The sequence below is a fragment of the Alsobacter sp. P4_H11 genome (assembly GCF_056400925.1).
On the sequence record NZ_JBFUKI010000005.1, the window covers coordinates 268608 to 287434 of the forward strand.

Here is an 18827-nt window from a genome sequence, read left to right on the forward strand (position 1 = left end):
GTTGCCGAAGCCGCCTTCACGCGGCTTCATCGCACCTTATCGCGACGCCGCCTTACACGGCTTCGCCGCATTGCATGAAAGGGCACTCGTCTTGGACGCAGCCGCCAACACAACGTCGCTCGCCGCCTCCCACACGGGCCCTGCCCGCTCCTGCGTGATCGTGGTCGAGAACCTGCCCGTGCCGTTCGACCGCCGCGTCTGGCAGGAAGCGCGCGCCCTGCGCGCCGCCGGGTGGAAGGTGACGGTGATCTGCCCGCTTACCGACAAGTACCCGCTCAAGCGCGAGACGATCGACGATATCGAGATCTATCGCCACCCGCTGCCTTTCGAGGCGCGCGGCGCGGCCGGGTTTCTGATCGAATATGCGGCGGCGCTGTTTCACGAGGCGCGGCTGCTGATCACGGTGGCGCGCAACGAGGGCTTCGACGTCATCCAGGTCTGCAATCCGCCGGACCTGCTGTTTCTGGTGGCGGCGCCGTTCAAGCTTTTCGGCAAGAAGCTCGTCTTCGATCATCACGACGTGTCGCCGGAGCTCTTTGCGGCAAAGTTCAACAAAAAGGGCTTCCTCCATACGGCGCTGCTGGCGGTCGAGAAGATGACCTTCAAGGCCGCCGACCTCGTGATCTCGGCCAACGACACGTTTCGCGACATCGCGATCGCGCGTGGCGGCAAGAAGCCGGAGGACGTCGTCGCGGTCTACAGCGTGCCGGACCGGTCGCGCCTGCGCCGGGTGGAGCCCGACGCTGCCGTGCGCCAGGGCGCCCGGCTGCTGCTCGGCTATGTGGGGATCATCGGCGACCAGGACGGCGTCGACCACCTCGTCCGGGCGACGCACATCCTGAAGACGCGCCACGGCGTTCCGGACATCCGCACCGTGATCGTGGGCGACGGACCCGCCCTCGCGAGCGTGCGCGAGCTGGCGACGAGCCTCGGCGTCGCCGACATGGTGACGTTCACGGGCTACCTCTCGGGCGAGGCGCTGCTCGCGCATCTGAGTGCGTTCGATCTCGGCGTGATCCCGGATCCGGTGAACGAGTACAACGACAAGATTTCGATGAACAAGGTCTTCGAATACAGCGCGCTCGGCATTCCGATCGTCTCGTATGACCTCACGGAAACGCGCCGTCTTCTCGGAGAGGCCGGCAACTACGCCAAGACGCCCGATCCCGAGGGCCTGGCCTCGACGATCCTGGAGATCCTGTCCGATCCGGAGCTGCGGGCCAGAAAAGCGGCCCTGGCCAAGAGCCTCGCGGACGCGGCGTTCAGCTGGGACCGCGAGGCCGCCAAATACGTCTCGGCGTTCAATCGCCTGGCGCCCGTAACGGCTTGAACGCGTTATCGTCACGTTCACGCCGCGATGATGTCATGCAATCGCGTCATGCGCTGCCCGAAATATTTTGGTTTCAGGTATCGTCAGCGCGAAGGCGCGTTTAGTCGACGCCGATCACAAGCGAGATGACGCCGTCCATGCTCGACGCGCCCCAGCGAGCCCCCTTGAAACGCATCAGCGCCGCGGACCTAGGTCCGTCGGATGCGGGAGAAATTGCGTTCTTCATGGGCGTCCTGCGCAAGCGCAGGCGGTTGATCGGCGGCATCACGGCGCTGGGCGCCATCCTCGGCGTGCTCGTGCTGTTCACCGCGACGCCGACCTACAAGGCCCGCTCGGTGGTGCTGATCGACTTCAAGCGTCTCGCCGCGCTGGACGAGGACTTCTCGACCTCGAGCGGGCGCATCGACAGCTCGGCCGTGCTCAGCCAGATCGAGATCCTGAAGTCGGAAAGCGTCGTGAACCGGATGGTGATCGACGAGAAGCTCGACGAGGACCCCGAATTCGTCGGCAAGCTGCCGCTGCCTTTGCGGCTGCTGGGCGTCGTCGGCATTCTGCCGAACCCGATGGACGCGCCCCAGGCCGAGCGCCGGCGCCTCGCCGCCGAAGCCGTCGTGAAATCCATGGCGGTCGACCGGATCGACCTCTCCTACGCGATCTCGATCGACTTCGTCGCCCGGACCGCCGAAAAGGCCGCCCGCTTGGCGAATTCCGTCGCGGCCATGTACATCCAGGACCAGCTGGAAGCGAAGCGGGACGCCTCCGAGAAGGCGAGCTCCTGGTTCAGCGGTCGCATCGCCGAGCTGCAGGCGGACGTGGACGCGGCCGACCGCAAGGCGGTGGAATACCGGCTGCGTAACGGCATCATGAGCTCGGACGGCAAGTTCATCGACGAGCAGCAGCTCGCCGACGTGAGCCAGAAGCTCCTGCAGGCGCGGCTGACGCGGTTCAGCGCCGAAGCCAAGATCGCCCAGATCGGCCAGATCATCGCGACCGGCGCCGTGCAGGGCGCGCTCGTCGACGAGCTCTCCAACGAGGTGATCGTGCCGCTGCGCAACGCCTACCTCGAGGCCAAGCGACAGGCGGCGGAGATCTCGCTCCGCTATGGCGCGAAGCACGAGTCGGTGACGCGCATCCGCCAAAGCATGGTGGAAATCGAGAATTCCATCGCGGACGAGTTCAAGCGAATCCAGCAAGGCGCGAAGAGCGACGTCGAGATCGCCAAGAGCCGCGAACAGACGCTGCAGAACGAGCTGAACGAATTGGCGCGCCTGTCCGCCGCCGCCCAGGGCGCCCGCGTGGAGTTGAGCCAGCTCGAGAGCACGGCCTCGGCCGTGAAGAGCATCCGCGACACCTTCATGCAGCGCTATGTGGAGGGCATCCAGAAGCAGGGCTTCCCGATCACCGAGGCCAGGGTGATCACCAAGGCGCCGACGCCCGTGAACCCGAGCTTCCCGACGCCGAGCAAGGCGATCGGCGGCGCGACCTTGCTGAGCTTCGGCTTCGCGTTCTGCCTTGCCATAGCCCTGGAGGCGTTTTCGCGCCGTATCCGCACGCGTCGGCAGGCCGAGGAGGCCACTCTGGCGCCCTGCATGGGCTTTCTGCCGATCATCGGGCAACAGCCGCAACTTGCGACGCCGGCCGGCGCGGAGGACGACCGCCACCGCACGCGCCGCAATGCCCGCCTGCAGTTCGCTACGCGTGCGCCGTTCAGTCTCTATGCCGAAACGCTGCGCGCCCTGAAGGTTTCGGTCGACATCCAGCGTCCCGGCGAGTCCGTGGTGATCGGCGTCACGTCCTGCGCCAGCGACGACGGTGGAACGACCGTCGCCGGAAACCTGGCCGAGCTCTGTGCGCGCGGCGGGGAGCCGACACTGCTGATCGACGGCAACATGCGCCGCCCCTCCCTCTCCAATCTGCTCGCCCCGCACGCCACCGCGGGCTTGCAGGAGGTGTTGCGCAGCGAACGCCAGTTGGCCGACGCGCTGTTTCGGGCGGAGAACCCCGCCCTCACCTTCATCCCCGCGGTCGGCTACGGCCAGAACGCCGCCGAAGCGGGCGGCCGAGTGATCGAGCTCACGGCTTTCGGGCGCCTGGTGAGCGTTTTGCGCGAGCACTACCGCTACATCATCATCGACCTGCCGCCGATCGGCGCCGTCGCGGATGCGCGGCTGTTGTCGGACCTGATCGATTCATTCGTCCTGGTGCTGAAGTGGGATCGCACCGAGGCGCATGTGGTGCGCGAGTGCCTGCGGGCCAACCGCGAGGTGGCCCAGAAGCTGATCGGCACGGTGCTGAACCACGCCGACATGCAGGGGCTGGTGCAATCGCGCGAAGCCTATGCGGTGCAGTCCGCGTATCTCAGCCATCCGTCGTGAGTTCCTGCATGACCATGGCCCACCGCAATGCATTCTCAGGAGCACGATGAATGGTTTCTGCTGACCTGAACGGCTCGACGCCTCCGGGCGCGAACCCGACGGCGGCGCCGCGCATCGCGGTCGTCATTCCCCACTACCAGGATCTCGAAAACCTCGGACGTTGCCTCGACTGCCTGTCGCGGCAGACGCTTCCGGCAACGGACTTCGAGGTCATCATCGCGGACAACAATTCGGCCTGTGGCCTTGCGGCCGTGGAGGCCGTGGCGCAGGGGCGTGCGCGCGTCATTCTGGCCAGGGAGCAAGGGGCGGGTTCAGCACGGAACGCGGGCGTTGCGGCCTCGGCATCGGAATTCATCGCATTCACGGACAGCGATTGCCGCCCGGAACCCGGCTTTCTGGAAGCAGGCGTCGCGGCGCTCGCGAGGGACGACATCGTGGGCGGCTGCGTGAGGGTCGACACCGACGATCCCGCATCGCTGACGCCGAGCGAGGCCTACGAGAAGATCTTCGCCTTCAAAAATGAGCGGTACATCCGCGAAAAAAGCTTCTCGGTGACGGCCGCGCTGTTCGTGAGCCGGCGCGTGTTCGACGCCGTGGGCCCGTTCCGCAACGGCGTTTCGGAAGACTATGAGTGGTGCGTGCGCGCGGTCGGCCTCGGCTACCGGCTGGGCTACGCGCCGGATGCGCTGGTGGGGCATCCGGCGCGGCGAAACTGGGCGGAGCTGCGAAAGAAGTGGCGCCGGCTGACGCAGGAGTCCTACGGGGTCGCGCTGGAGCGCCCGCTGGGGCGTTATCTCTGGCTCGGTCGGAGCTGGGCCGTGCTGGCGTCAATCTTGCCTCACACGGTTCAGATCGCGATGTCGCGCGACGGCGTGCACGGCAGGAACAAGCTCGAGGCCGCAGCCGTGCTGGTGCGCCTGCGACTGATGCGCTTCATCTGGGCGCATCAGGTGGCGTTGAGCTCGCCTCCCCGCTCGCAGGCTTCGGGGCAACCCGGGCATCCGCCCGGAGCGCCTGCGGACGGAAAGGACCAGCGGCCGCCCTTATAGGGCTGTCGCGCTTCGAAAGGCTTGGCGAGCGTAAACAAAGGAGAAGACTTAATCGGCGAATAACCTTAACACACGCAATACAACCTCTCAGTTGTATCAATTTAACGTACTGTGGATCAACGTGGATGCAGTGTGCCTGTCTGGCCACACGCACTGTGGAATCTAAGTCCGCCTAGCCTCGATGACTCGCGATAATGCTCAATGGCCTTTATGGCTTCCTGTTGGACGCATGTGCCGCAGCGTTTAGGATCCGTGCTTATGATTAAACCGATGCCCAACACGCGCGTCGCCCTTGTCGTCGCGATGGCGTTCTTGTCGGGCTGCGACACGCTTCCGACCTCGGGCCCCGGCCTGATGACCAACCCGCCGGTGGTCGACCCCCAGGAAATCCTCCCGCATTTGATGATCCAGGCGACCCCGAGCGTCGCCGCGATGGTTTCGCAGGCCGTGGAGACCGGCAGCCTGGGTTCCTTCGCGTCGCGTGGCGGAGCCGCCGACATCCGGCTCGGCGTCGGCGACGTCGTGAGCGTCACGATCTTCGAAGCCTCGGCCGGCGGCCTCTTCATCCCGAGCGAGGCCGGCTCGCGCGCCGGCAATTTCGTCACCATTCCGGACCAGCAGGTCGACCGGAACGGCACCATCTCGGTTCCGTATGCGGGCCTCGTGCGCGTGCTGGGGCGCCGCATCCCGGAGGTTCAGGCCGACATCGAGCAGCGCCTGCGCAACCGCGCCATCGAACCCCAGGTGATCGTGGCGCTGCGCGACCAGAAGGCCACGCAGGTGAGCGTGCTCGGCGAGGTCAACCAGCCCGCCCGCTTCGCCGTGAACCCGGCCGGCGAGAAGATCCTCGACGTGATCGCGCGCGCCGGCGGCCCCAAGGGCCAGGGCTATGAGAGCTTCGTGACGTTGCAGCGCGGCACACAGAAGCGCTCGGTGTATTTCAACCGCATCGTCAACGACCCGAGCAACAACATCTATGTGCGGCCCGGCGACACCGTTTACGTGTATCGCGAGAACCGCTCCTTCGTGATCCTGGGCGCGGCCGGACTGAACGGGAAGTACAACTTCGAGTCCGAGCAGCTCACCGCGGCCGAAGGCGTCGGCAAGGCGGGCGGCCTCCTGGACGAGCGCGCCAATCCGTCGGCGGTGTTCATCTACCGCACCGAGCCCCGGAGCGTGGCGGCGCGGCTGGGCCTCGACCTGACCAACTGGCCGGCCGGCGACGTGCCGATCATCTACAACTTCAACCTGCGCAGCCAGGAAGGGTTCTTCACCCTCAAGCAGTTCCAGCTGCGCGACAAGGACGTCGTTTACGTCGGCAACGCCGCCGCGGTGGAGCTCGCCAAGGCGCTGAACATCATCCGCATCGGCGTTGCGACCGTGAACGAAGGCAACGACCTGCGCTACCTGCGCCGGTAATCGCCCAAGGGCGCCGCGCATACGGCGGCGCCCGGAGCCGCAATCCTGACCATTCAGCGCCGGCGCGCCTCTCGCGCCGGCGCAAACGATTCCGACAAGGCGCTGATGACAAACTCCGTATCGATCGTCTCGTGCTCGAATTCGGACGAGATCCTTCGCCAAAACCTTCTTCGGTCCCCGGACGTGGCTTCCGGCGCAATGTCCGTCCGGGCGCTCCAGGGCAAGCGGTCCGCAGCGGCGGCCTATGCCGAAGCGCTGCTGGATCCTCCCTCCCCCATCGTGGTGTTCGCCCACCAGGACATCTATTTTCCGGCCGGCTGGCTCGAGAAGCTGCACAAGGCGATCGCCGACATCGAGGCCGTTGACCGCAACTGGGCGGTGATCGGGATCTATGGAGCCAAGCAGGACGGTTCGCAGGCCGGCTACCTCTACGACACGTCGACGCGCCGGCTCCTGGGCTCGCCGCTGGTGCGGCCCGAGAAGGTCGCGATCCTGGACGAGATCGTGCTGGTGGTTCGCGCCGCGAGCGGCGTCACCTTCGATCCCGACCTGCCGGGCTTCCATATGTACGGCACCGACATCGCGCTGTCGGCCGCGAAGGCGGGCCAGAGCGTCTGGGTTGCGGACATCCCGGTCGTGCACAATTCGGCGTCGATCCCGACGCTGGACGCCAGCTTTGGGGAGGCCTGGCGGTTCGTGAGCCGCAAATGGCGGTCCGTGTTGCCGGTGCCGAACCTGATGTGCAAGTTTTTGGACGGCGGCGACTGGCCGCTCTGGAAGTGGCGCATCAGGAATCGGATCTACGTGATGCTCGGCAAGCGGAAGCTTTACCGACGCCTGGACGATCCCACCCCTTACGCGCGTTCGTCCGGCTTCGAGTGAAGCCGGACGATTGTTGCTCGATCGGTTGGCGTGGAGCGCTGCTACACCAGCAGCATGTGGCTGAGCTGGGTGGTGAGCTGGGCGTTGAGGGCGGCCGGGTCCATGTCGTGGTGCAGGGTGACTGAGATGTCCTGCTTGGCCGCGCCGCCGTGGCCGTCGTTGATCATCAGCGTGTAGGTCTGGACCTTGTCCACCGTGAGCTTGGACAAGGCGGCGTCGTCGACCTGGAACGTCCAGTTCACGGCGTCATGGCCGTTCGGCGCGTCGAAGACGGAGGCCTTCAGCGTTCCGAGATAGCCGGTCTGGGCTGCCCGCACGGTGACGGTGTGCTTGTCCGAGAGATCCGCGTCAAAGAACGAGACGGCCCCGGTCTCCTGGTGGAGGCTGGTTTGTCCGGGGACGAGATCCGTGGTGGAGCCGCGATAGACGTCACCCGCGACATTGGCGGCGGTCTGCACATCGAACAGCGGGTTGTCGTTGATCCCCTTCATGGTGATCACGACGTCCTTGGTGGTCTGGCCGCCATTGTGGTCGTCGACCAGCACCTTGCTGGTCAGCGTGACGCTGTCGTTCTGGCCGAGGAAATCCAGCGTCTTGTCAGTCGCAAAGTAGCTCCAGGCCGCCGTACCCTTGTTGGAGCCGATGTCCCCGGTCTGGATCGAGAAACCCTGCTTGATGGTGTCGATCTGCGCCTGGCTCAGGAGGCCGCTGAGGTTCACGCCCGCAGCCGACTTCAGGACGACGTCCTGGCCGACGAGTGAGGTCGTCAGCTGGTCAGTGAGGTCGGCGTCCGCAAAGGTCAGCACGCCCGTCTTCAGGTAGGTCGAGGCCCCGCCCTCGTACCAGGCGGCGCTGGAGGAGCCCGTCACGGTGGGAGCGTCGTTCGCGCCGACGAGCACGATCGAGATGTCCTGCTTGATCAGGCCGCCCTTTCCGTCGTTGAGGGCGACGGTGTAGAGCTGCGTCTGCTGCTGGCCTGCTGCGAGCAGGTCGAGCGCGCGATCGGGGGCGCTGAACGTCCAGACCACTTCGCCGATCTTTGCGCCGGTGGAGTCCTGGGCCACGCTCGCGTTGAGCGCTCCGATGTAGCCCCGGCCGACGGCCGCGACGGAAACGACATGCCGGTCGCTGACGTCGGCGTCCGTGAACTGGAAGCCGCCCTGGACGCTGCGAACCAGATTGCTGGCGGTCAGGCCGGCCGTCTCGGCGAGCGTCGCGGATGCGATGGCGCCGGGATTGATGACCGGCCCGTCATTCTGGCCGGCGATCGTGATGACGATGTCCTTGGTGGCGAGCCCACCATGGAGGTCGTCGGCGATGACCTTTGTGGTCAGGGTCAGGGTCTCGTTCGAGCCGAGGCTCGCCAGGGTGGCGGCCGACGCGCTGTACGTCCATACGGTGGAGCCACCGTCCCCGGTGGTCGTGCTGGACAGGCTGAACCCCGCCTTGAGCGCGTCGAGCTGAGCGGCCGTCAGGTAGCAGGTGTTGTCGACGCCCATGCCGTTCTTGAGGACCGCGCTTTGCGCGCCGACTTTGAATGCAACGGCGTCGTGGTCGGCATCCGTGGCGATCAGAACGCCGGATCCAATCAAGCCTGCATTCTTCTGCTGCACAAAGGCCGCTGACGCCGCGCCGCTCAGGGTGGGAGCCTGGTTGAGCGGAGCGAAGTCCTTGCTATCGAGCAGGATCAGGTCCGACAGCGAGATGGGCTGCGTCCCGTTCAGCTGGACGCTGAAGTCCGCATTCATGTCGCCGTTGATATCCAGCTGCAGCAAGGTCGTGCCGGCCTGGAAGGTGTATCTGAGCTGCCAGGCCGCTCCTGTGAACTGCTCGGAGCCGGTCCACGACCAGCCGGACAGTTCCTTTGGAGCTCCGGTGAAGTGGGCGAGATAGATCTTGTCCTCGCCCTTGGTGAAGTCGGAAATCCAGTCCATCCCATCGGCGACTGAATTGAAGACGAAGATGTCCTTGCCGGCGCCGCCGCTGGTGTAGTCGCGACCGCCGCCGCCGATGATGACGTCGTTGCCCGCGCCTCCCTCGATCAGGTTGGTGCCGGCGCTGCCGACGAGATAGTCCGCCCCCGCGGTCCCGGCGACCCGGTCGGTCAGGCCGATCGCCGTGATGGTCTTCATCCCGGCCATGTCGGGCAACGTGCCGATCACGCTCGCGTCCGGGTGCATCGGCGTCCCGCTGGCGTTGTGGTTGCCCGAGTAAAGCAGGTCGGCCGGCTTGTTGAGCTGGTAGAGATTGCCGAACTGGCCGTAGTCGACGACGTTGTTGACCACATCCACATTCGTGACGGTGCCGACCTGCGAGGCCGTATGCGTCATGGTCGCCCCATCGGTGACCAGAACGCTGTAGGAGCCGCCCAGGATGATGTTGCCCTTCACGGTGACGTCAGAGACGTCGCCCGCCTCGCCGGTGATGCGGACCGCGTTGTTGGTGCCCGTCGCGGCGTCCGGAGAGGAGCGCCAGTCGATCACGTTGTCGGAGATCATGACCGGGCCGATCGTCTTGCCGATCCAGACGCCGTCCGCATGCGCGCCGGTGACATAGCCGCCACCGCCGATGTAGTTGCCCGAGATCGTGCCGCTCTGGATGCTGATCGCATCGGAGGGGGCGTTCACGAACACGCTGTTCGTCACGACCGTGTTGAGGCCGCGCGACGTGATGAAGTCGTTGTAGAACTTGTCGAGCTTCAGGCCGTCGAAGTTGCAATGATCGATCGTCAGGTTGCTCGTGCCGGGCAGACCATTGATCGCGTAAGTCCCGGCTGAAGCATCGAAGTTGCAGTTCTTGAACGTGACGTCGTTTACCTGAACGTTGATCGAAACGCCGCTGAAATCGATGTCGGAGAAGTTCACGCCGCTCTTGGTGATCACGAGCGTGTTCAGAGCCTTCGCGTAGTAGACGCCGTCCGCGGGGGTCAGCGTCGTGAAACTCCGCATCGCGGAAACTTGCGTCGTGGCGCCCACGTCACCCGTGATCGCCGCTAGTCCAGACATACCGTTGTTGCCAGCAATCTGCTGAAGATCAGCCGCCATAATCACGAGAGTGCCCCCAGGGTTTTTACTGATAAGCGCGTCTAAACGCTTCCTGGAGACAGTTCTGGCAGAGCTCTTTTGATTGGCTGTTTAACGTATCGGTCTAATTTTACGGGCTTCTACTTTATCTTTTCATTAGCCTTTTTGCGGCCGCAATCGCGGTGTCCCGCAGCGCTCGCATGGGTTGAAAGATGGCGGTCTCGGCCGCTTGTTCGGCGGGCGAGATCTCGTGAAGCGGCACCCCATCGCTCAAGGCGAACTGCCGGCGGATCGCGCCGGGAGAGATGCGGCGGCCCCGGACGCGGTTTGAAACGTTCTGGCCGTGGATCACCTGCATCCAGCCCGGGTCCCCGGCCACCTGCTTGATCGGCGCGACCCGGCTCAGCTCCATGTGCGGCGCGATAAAGATTGTCGAGCAATCTGCGAGCGACTCCGACAGCGACGCGAAGGCGTTGGACAGATGCTCATGCCGGTAGACGCGGCCGCCGCTCCAGATCACGCCCTGTGTGACATTGAGCACCTGCATGACGCCCGGCGTGGCGGCATTGCGAACGCGTTCGACGAAATCCCTGGCGAGAGCGTCGTCATTGTCGAGCCGCGTCGTGATAACCCAGTCGTCGCCAGGCGCGGCCGAGCGGACCACATCCTCCTGGATGCGCGCCAGGCTGAAATCGTCCAGGTCGCCGAACCGCACCCGAAGCTGCGGCATGGTGTCCGCATAAGCGGCGGCTCGTTCCTTGTAGGGCGACGGCGTCTCGGCGTCGAAATAGACGTACCAGGTAAAGTCGCCGTTGGTTTGCGCCTTCACACTGGGAAGGCAGAATGTCTCGAAGAGTTCGAACCTGTTCTTCAGCCAGTCGGCGCTCGCCCTGATCGTCCCTTCGCGCCCCAGCGTGGGGATGTTGAAGCGCGTGAGTATGACGTGGGTGACCATGGGATGCTCGCTCCTCGTTAAGAGACGGCCCGCTCGCGACCGTTGATCGGCGGCCCGAACATGGCCGCCGGAACCGGAGGCATAGCCGCCCTACCGATTATGCGCAAAGCCCTGAAGCGTTAAACCGGGGGGATGGACGCCTGCAACGGCCGTTCTCGGGGCCTGACAGCCCAAGCACCCGTCTGCCAGAAAGGCGAGCCGTAGCTTCCGGCGGTCCGCCCTTTGTTAGGCGGCCTTTACCGTGCCGCCCTTGCACGAACAGCTACGGCAGGCCGCGGCCCACGGTCATGGACGTTTTCACGCAAGTGAAATCAAGCGGGCCTCGCCCGCCATGCGGGGCCAGACAAGAACGCCACGCGAGTGGCGCCTTGCCTGATTTGCCGTCCGCCAGCTCCGACGAAGATTTCAGACGACCAGGAAGTCTCCCGCGTGGAGATCCTTGACGAAGCCGAAGTGGGCGAGCGTCGTTACGTGATGCTGCCCGGAAGCATCGACCGTGCTCCAAAACAGGTTGTTTGCGCTCGTGTCGAGCACGAAGGTCTTGTCGCCAGCTGTAGCCGCCGCGCCGGTGACGAACTGCGCCGAGGCGATTTGCCCGGTCGGCAACCCGAATGTCCCACCGCTTACGGCGATCGAGTCCCATCCGCCAACAAACGAGTCGATGGCCTTGGGGACACTCGGCAAAGCCGAGAAGTTGAACTGATCGGCCGCCTCATGGGTCAGCGCGATCGAGACGTCCTGCTTGACGCTTCCACCACGCCCATCGCTGATGGTCAGAGAGTAGGTTTGAACGCGGTCGCCGATGAGCTTTTGCATCGTGGCGTCGTCGACGTCGAAGCTCCAGCCTACTACGCCGCCACCCGGGCCATCGGACATCGTCGCCTTGAACACCCCGACATAGCCGGTCTGAGCCGCCCGGATGGACACGCCGTGAGCATCCGTAAGGTCGGCGTCGGCGAAGCCGACCGCTCCGGTCTCGTGATGAACGAGAGCCCCGTTCACGAGGGCCAGATCGTAGGTGTCGCCCTGAACGACCTTTCCGGCCAAGCCGGCGTCGTTGGAAGCACCCGGCACAATGGTCGGGGCGTCGTTGACGCCCTTCATGGTGATGACGACGTCACGCGAAACGAGCCCGCCGTTCTTGTCATCGACCTGGACCGTGGTCGTGAGCGTCACGGCGTCGTTCTGCCCTAAGAAATCCAGACCCTTGTCCGAAATGTTGTACGTCCAGGTCGCCGAGCCTTTGTTGGACCCGAGTTCGCCGACCGGCATCGCGAAGCCGTTCTTGATCAAAGCGATCTGGTCCGCGGACAGCAACGCAGTGACATCCACGCCGGCCGCGCTCTTGAGCACGACAGACTGCCCGGCGATTGAAACGGCCAGCTTGTCGGTCAGGTCAGCATCCAAGAAGCTCAGAACACCTGATTTCGTGTAGCTCGTGGCTGTCCCCTCATACCAGGCCGCCGAGGACGTGCCTGTAATGGTCGGCGCGTCATCGGTTCCGATCAGATTGATCGTGACGTCCTGCTTGGTTGAACCGCCCTTCCCGTCCGCGATCGTGACGGTGTAGACCTGCGTGAGTTGCTGGCCCGCGGCCAGGAAATCGATACCGCGGTCCGGGGTTGAATAAACCCAGTTGATCGACCCTGCACTGCCGCCTGTGGTGTCGGTCGCCACACTGGCGGTCAATGAACCGACATAGCCGCCCTGCTTCGGCGTGACGCCCACCACGTGGCGGTCTGAAACGTCCGCATCCTTGAAGGCGAACCCACCCTGCACCGCCCGCACGGTGGAGGACGCAGTCATGCCGGCCGTTTCGAGCACGCTCGCATTGGTGATGGCCGCGTCCGGCACAATGACCGGTCCATCATTGGCGCCCACGAGAGTCAGGACGATGTCCTGGCTGGCGACGCCGCCGCGGTGATCATCGACCTGCACGCTGGTGGTCAGCGTGGCGAATTCGTTTGAACCGAGCGCATCAAGAATTGCGTCCGAGCCGCTGAAGAACCAGGACGCCTGTCCGGAATTCGACCCGATGGCGCCGCCGTTGATCCCGAACGCGCCCTTGATGGCGCCGAGCCGATCGGCGGAAAACAGGGCTGTGGTGTCGACGCCCATGCCGGTCTTGATCGACAGGGTTTGCGCGGACGCCGCAACCGTCAGCACATCCGTCGCATCCGGGTCTGAGACCGTCAGGAGGCCGCCCGGGGCGTAGCTCGCCAGAACGCTCTCCGTCACGGTGGCTTTCGCAGCGCCGGTAATGGTGGGCGCGCGCTCGGGTCCACCAAGATGGATCACGAGGTCGCCGGACGCGGATCCACCCTGCCCGTCACTCACCGTCACGGTGAACTGATCGGCGAGATCGAGCCCAACATAAGCGGGGGCCGCCTGATAGCTGTAGGATCCGTCTCCGTTGACGATCAACGATCCATAAGCGCCCTGAATCGATTGGCCGGTCGCAACAGTCCCATTCGCGGTCGCGACCGAGGCGACGGAAAGAATGTCGCCGTCTGCGTCGACACCCTTTGACAGAACGCCTGCCGCCGCTCCGACCGATACCGCGCCGTTCAGCCCCGCGATGGCCCCGACTGCCGTAAGGGCGGGAGCGCGGTTGAGGGCGATGTCGAGCGTGCCCGTGTTGTTGCCGCCCGTTCCGTCCGAAACGAGATAGGTGAAGTGGTCGACGAGATGGGAGCCGGTCGGCCCGGCAGCGTTCGCCACCGTGTAGCGAAAGCCGCCGTCGAAACCCATCTGCAGCTGCCCATAGGAGCCTTGCAGGGTCTGCCCAGCCAGCAGCCCGACATGTGACACCGCCCCGACCGTCAGCGCATCGGCGTTCGCATCGGTATCGTTGGCGAGGACGCCGGCGGCCGCCGCCACCGTGAGGGTCGCGCCGGTTGCGCCGGCGACCTGGTAGGAATCGGCGTTGGCGACCGGCGCGGCGCCGCTCCAGCCGGAGCCGACCGAGAACGCCACGCGGCCTTCGTTGGCCCCAACCTGAAGGAACTGCAACAACGGGTTCGTGTTCGCCTGCGCGACATCCGGGTTGGCGGCGAGGTAGCTCGCCACGTCGAATGCGGGACTCGGGTTCAAGCCCAGCGTCCAGCCCACGCTCATGTAATGCGCGAGGGGATCGCCCCCCGAGGCCGCGACGTTGGGATTTTGGGCCAAATAGTAGCCGACGTCGAAATAGGCGTTCGGGTTGTACCCGGCCTTCCAGCCGACCGAGAGATAATGCGCGTAGGGGTCCGACCCCGCGACCTCGGGGTGCGAGAGCAGGTAGTATTCGGCGTCGAAACCGGTCGCGCCGACATTGCCCACCACTGCGTAGGCGTCACGGCCGGAGGCCGCGCCGGTCGAGAGATAATGCTTCAGCGGATCCACGCCCGCCGCCGCGACGTCGCGGTTATGGAGAAGATAGAGGCTCACGTCGAAACGCGCGGACGGGTCTTGCCCTTGCTGCCAGCCGGATGTGGCGTAAGCGGTCAGGGGATCGACGCCCGGCGCGATGCTCGCGCCGAAGACGGCGCTGAATCCCTTGGTGGAGAAATACGCGTTGGGGTCCAGTCCCGCGGCCGCGCCCGCTCCGTAGAAGTCTGCTTCCGCGTCGTGGCTGGCAGTCCAGCGCGCTGGATTTGCGGCGAAGTAGTAGAGATCGTCGACCAGCGTATCGGCGTCGTTGCGGGCGATCACGCCGTCCGCGAACGTGTAGGTGTTGAGGCCCGAAATGGGCGCGAGCGCGCCATCGGCGTCCTTGAGGAACACCGCCCCGCCCACTGTCGCGAAGGTCATCGCGCCGAAGCTGGCGTTCACCGTGAGACTGCGGTCGGTCAGATTGAGCCCCTGCCCGGCCCAGATCGCGCCAAGTCCGGCCGCGCTCTCCGTCGTATGCTCGAGGATCAGGTTGTCCTGCGTGAACGCGATCTTGCCATCGAAATCCACCCGGTAGTCCGTGAGCGCATCGCCGTTGAAGTCGAACTGCAGACTGGCGTTGTTGGCGTTCTGGACGAACCGGATCTGGTGGGCGCTGCCGCTGAACACCGCGGAACCAAGCCAGTTCCACGAGGAAGCCGTCAGGTGCTGAGCCTGAAACTCCTGGATGTCGGCGACATCGATGCGATCCTTGGTGGGATCGAAGTTGTAGATCAGGTCATTCAGGTCGCGGGACGCCTTGTAGACGAAAAGGTCCGCGCCCGCGCCGGCGTAGATGTAGTCGCGGCCCGCGCCGCCCTGCACGACGGATCCGCCCGAACCGACATGGATGATGTCCTGTCCTTCGCCGCCGACGAGGTATTGCGGGCCAGGGCTGCCAAACAGCACGTCGTTGGCGACCGTGCCGCCGACGACCGCGAGGCCAGCCAGGTCAGCATGGGCCGCCACGGAGCCCGAGCCGAAGCCGACGAACCCTTTCAGGTTCAGATTGCCATCGATGTAGATGTCGGTCGGCCGGTTCTGCCAGTCGATGGGGCCGGTCTGGGACAGGTCGATGATGTTGTCGACGATCTTGACGTTGGTGACCGTGCCCACCTGATCCGCCGTATGCGTCCAGGTCGCGCCGTCCGTCACCGTAATGGTGTAGTTGCCGCCCAGCAGGACGTTGTTGCGGATGGTCACGTCCGAAACGTCGCCGTTCTCGGATGAGATCCGGATCGCGTTGTTGGTTGAAACGCCGGCGTCTGCAGACGGCCGCCAATCGAAGATGTTGTTCTCGATCAACAGCGGGCTGGAGGTCTTGCCGACCCAGATCGCGTCAGCGTGGGCGCCCGGGTAGTAGCCGCCGCCCGAGAACAGGTTGCCGGCCACGACGCCGCTCTCGATGTAGACTCCGTCCACGGGCGCGTTCAGAAACACGTTGTTGGTGAGAACCGTGTTCATGGCCTTGGAGGACACGAAATCCGGATAGCCGATCGCCCGCTTCAGGCCATCGAACGTGCAGTGGTCGACCGTGACGTCGTGGTATTCGGGCCCAATATTCAGCCCCACAGAACCCTGCGAGCCGGAGGTGTCGAACAAGCAGTTCACGAAGGTGACGTTGCTGGCCTTGACCACCACCTGCGAGCCGCGGAAGTCGACGCCGTCGAAGGTGGCGCCGTCCTGAACCACCTGGACGGTGATGGGCCGGTAGAACTGCGTGCCATCCTTCGCGCCGAGATCGAGGTAGGAGCGCAGCGCGGCGGCCGGCAGTTGGCAGCCGAGGTCGTGATCCAGCGCCGGACTGGTCAGCACCGTGCGGTCGAGGATCTCGGCGACGTGCTGCTTGGCCTGCCAATCTGTGTTTTGCCCGACCAGCGTTACGGTGATCGGCTTGATCACCGCAGTTCCGACCGGGTTGTTGGCTGCGTCGTAGTCCTGGACGCTGACGTCGACCTTGATCTTGACCGTCTCGCCTTCCGACAGGAAGGCCAGCTTCGAGGCCTCGGACTGGAAGTTCCAGGCGATCGAACCCTGCGCGCCGGCGACGTTGGAGGTGACGACGAGCTTCGACGCAAGGCTCTGGGCCGCCGCGATGGCGCTGGCCTGCGCTGTCGTGAGCTGGGCGCCTGGCAGATCCGTGATGATGGCGCCGGAGGCGTCCCGATACTCGATCGAAGCGGAGGAGAGCGCGACGCCGAGATGATCGGTCTGGTCCGCATCCGCAAGCTGGATCGAGCCGCTGCGGTAAACCGTTGTGGCCGCAGCCGACGCCAGGGGCTCGTAGATCGTCGAGCCGAGCGAGCCGGTGAACGTCGGCAGATCCTCGGTCCCGGTCAAAACCACGCTGACGTTCTGCTTCGTCGCGCCGCCTTTGCCGTCGCTGAGCGTGACGACGTAGGTCTGCGTGAGCTGCTGGCCCGCGCCAAGGAAATCCAGCGCCTTGTCGGCGACCGAGAACGACCAGCCCACGGTTCCGGGCGACGCGCCCGCGCCATCCTGGGTCAGGGCCGCCGAGAATGTTCCGAGGTAGCCCGCCTGGGCGGCGACCGCCGCAACCGTGTGAACGTCGCGCTGGTCGAGATCGGTGAAGTTGAATCCGCCCTTGGCGGTGAGCGCCGCGCCGGTGGACGGCGCCTGGGAGTCAGCCACGGTCGCCGACACAACCGCGGTGTCCTGCGCAATGACCGGAGCATCGTTCGCGCCGCGCAACGTGATAGCGACGCTGGTCGCGGCGGTTCCACCCTGATGATCGTCGACGAGCAGATTGGTCGTGAGGACGGCCGAGTCGCCGGAGCCGAGGGCGTCGAGCACCGAATCCTGGACGTTGTAGGTCCAGTTGACCTGGCCCTTGTTGGAGCCGATGTCCCCGACCGGAATGGCGAACGCCTGCGTCATCGCGGCCAGTTGGGCGGCCGTGAAGCCGGCCGTGACATCCGCGCCGGTCGACGACTTTATGACGAGAGACTGCCCAGTGGTCGACAGCGTGAGCTTGTCGGTGGCATCCACGTCGGACAGCGTCAGCGAGCCTGAGCGCGCATAGCTCGCGGCGGTCCCCTCCTGCACCGACGCCGCCGTGGTGCCCGTGATGGTGGGCTGGTCGTTGGAGCCGACGAGCGTGACGACGACGTCCTGCTTGAGCGAGCCGCCTTTCCCGTCGTTGACCGCGACCGTGTAGACCTGCTGCACCTGCTGGCCGGCCGCCAGCACGTCGAGCGCCTTGTCGGAAACCGCGTAGGTCCAGTTCACCGTGCCGGTCAGGCCGCCGGTCGAATCGGTCGCCACAACGGGCGTCAGCGCGCCGAGGTAGCCCGCCTGCTTCGGCAAGACCGTGACGGTGTGGGTGTCGGTGACGTCCAGATCGGCGAACTGGAAGGATCCCTGGACGGACTTCGTCGCCGTCGATCCCGTCGCATTGCTGGCTTCGGCCACGGTCGCGGCTTGCAGCGCTCCCGTGACGAGAGCCGGAGCGTCGTTCGCGCCGCGGATCGTGATCACGACGTTTGCGGTGGATACGCCGCCCTGATTGTCGGCGACCTGCACGGTGGTGGTGACCGTCGCGGTCTCGTTCTGGCCCAGGAAGTCGAGGGCCGTATCGGCGAGCGCATAGCTCCAGGTCTGCGAGCCCTTGTTGGCGCCAAGCGCGCCGACCGGCATCGTGAACGCCTGCTGGAGCGCCGCGATGTTCTGTGCGCTGAGGCTCGACGTGATGTCCACCCCGGCCGCGCTCTTCAGCGAGGTCGTTTGCGCTGCGATGGACGTGACAAGAAGGTCGGACGTATCGGGATCCGAGAACGACAGGATACCGGACCGCGCATAGGTTGCACCGGTCCCCTCGGAGATTCCGCCCGTCAGGCTTCCGGTGATCACCGGCCGATCTTCGGCGCCCGTGATGGTGACGGCCACGTCCTGCTTCACGATCCCGCCTGCCCCATCGGACAGTGAGATCGTGTAGATCTGCGTGACCTGCTGGCCGGCCGCCAGGCCATCCATGGCCTTGTCGGCGACCGTGAAGGACCAGCCGATCGTGCCCAGCGAACCGCTCGCGCTCTCCGACACGAGCGTCGCCGTCAGCGCGCCCAGATAGCCGGCCGCCTTCGGGGCGATCGTGACGGTGTGGACGTTGGCGGGGTCGAGATCCCTGAACCCGAATGCGCCCTGCTTCGTCACCACCGTGGCGGCGTCGCCGGTCACGTTCAGCGCCTCCTGGACGCCGGCTGAAATCTCCGCCCCGGCAGGGGGCGCTCCCAATGTGGCGAGGCTGGTCAGGGTGGGCGCGCTGTTCGTCGTCGGCACTCGGGAGACCTCGCGGGGGGAACTGTCGCCAGGCCGCCAGAACGGCGACCTCGTTTATTTAACGAAGGATTATCTCACTCGATCCAT

General features: G+C 65.3%; 8 protein-coding genes. 5 read left to right on the forward strand and 3 right to left on the reverse strand.

Annotated elements, in window-relative coordinates; all coding sequences use genetic code 11:
• The first annotated feature begins 91 nt into the window (after positions 1–91).
• The 5 genes from AC1DSZ_RS10940 (at position 92) to AC1DSZ_RS10960 (ending at position 7055) form a co-directional block, all read left to right on the forward strand.
• Positions 92–1330, forward strand: coding sequence for a glycosyltransferase family 4 protein (locus tag AC1DSZ_RS10940; RefSeq protein ID WP_476838391.1), 1239 nt, complete (start codon positions 92–94; stop codon positions 1328–1330).
• Positions 1331–1494: 164 nt separating this feature from the next.
• The gene (locus tag AC1DSZ_RS10945; RefSeq protein WP_476838392.1) at positions 1495–3705 is read left to right on the forward strand and encodes a Wzz/FepE/Etk N-terminal domain-containing protein; all 2211 of its coding nucleotides are present in this window, start codon (positions 1495–1497) and stop codon (positions 3703–3705) included.
• 50 nt (positions 3706–3755) lie between these two features.
• Positions 3756–4754: a glycosyltransferase family 2 protein gene (locus AC1DSZ_RS10950; protein ID WP_476838393.1), complete on the forward strand. Its 999-nt coding sequence runs from the start codon at positions 3756–3758 to the stop codon at positions 4752–4754.
• Positions 4755–5024: 270 nt separating this feature from the next.
• Positions 5025–6173, forward strand: a complete 1149-nt coding sequence (locus AC1DSZ_RS10955; RefSeq protein WP_476838394.1) for a polysaccharide biosynthesis/export family protein — start codon at positions 5025–5027, stop codon at positions 6171–6173.
• A gap of 105 nt (positions 6174–6278) precedes the next feature.
• Positions 6279–7055, forward strand: coding sequence for a hypothetical protein (locus tag AC1DSZ_RS10960; protein ID WP_476838395.1), 777 nt, complete (start codon positions 6279–6281; stop codon positions 7053–7055).
• Positions 7056–7096: 41 nt separating this feature from the next.
• Here the strand turns inward: AC1DSZ_RS10960 and AC1DSZ_RS10965 are convergent, their stop codons facing one another.
• From AC1DSZ_RS10965 to AC1DSZ_RS10975, 3 genes are all read right to left on the reverse strand, one after another.
• Positions 7097–10003, reverse strand: coding sequence for a calcium-binding protein (locus AC1DSZ_RS10965; RefSeq protein ID WP_476838396.1), 2907 nt, complete (start codon positions 10001–10003; stop codon positions 7097–7099).
• A 220-nt stretch (positions 10004–10223) separates the two neighbouring features.
• Complete coding sequence (locus tag AC1DSZ_RS10970; RefSeq protein ID WP_476838397.1) at positions 10224–11033, reverse strand: glycosyltransferase; 810 nt, start codon at positions 11031–11033, stop codon at positions 10224–10226.
• 405 nt (positions 11034–11438) lie between these two features.
• Entirely contained in the window at positions 11439–18740 is a 7302-nt protein-coding gene (locus AC1DSZ_RS10975; protein WP_476838398.1) for a beta strand repeat-containing protein, read from the reverse strand.
• Positions 18741–18827: the final 87 nt, after the last annotated feature.

What these genes read in the sequence shown, in the direction of transcription:
- AC1DSZ_RS10960 (WP_476838395.1), top strand. Translation starts at nt 6,279, where the DNA reads ATGACAAACTCCGTATCGATCGTCTCGTGCTCGAATTCGGACGAGATC.
- AC1DSZ_RS10950 (WP_476838393.1), top strand. Translation starts at nt 3,756, where the DNA reads ATGGTTTCTGCTGACCTGAACGGCTCGACGCCTCCGGGCGCGAACCCG.
- AC1DSZ_RS10965 (WP_476838396.1), bottom strand. Translation starts at nt 10,003, where the DNA reads ATGCGGAGTTTCACGACGCTGACCCCCGCGGACGGCGTCTACTACGCG.
- AC1DSZ_RS10955 (WP_476838394.1), top strand. Translation starts at nt 5,025, where the DNA reads ATGCCCAACACGCGCGTCGCCCTTGTCGTCGCGATGGCGTTCTTGTCG.
- AC1DSZ_RS10970 (WP_476838397.1), bottom strand. Translation starts at nt 11,033, where the DNA reads ATGGTCACCCACGTCATACTCACGCGCTTCAACATCCCCACGCTGGGG.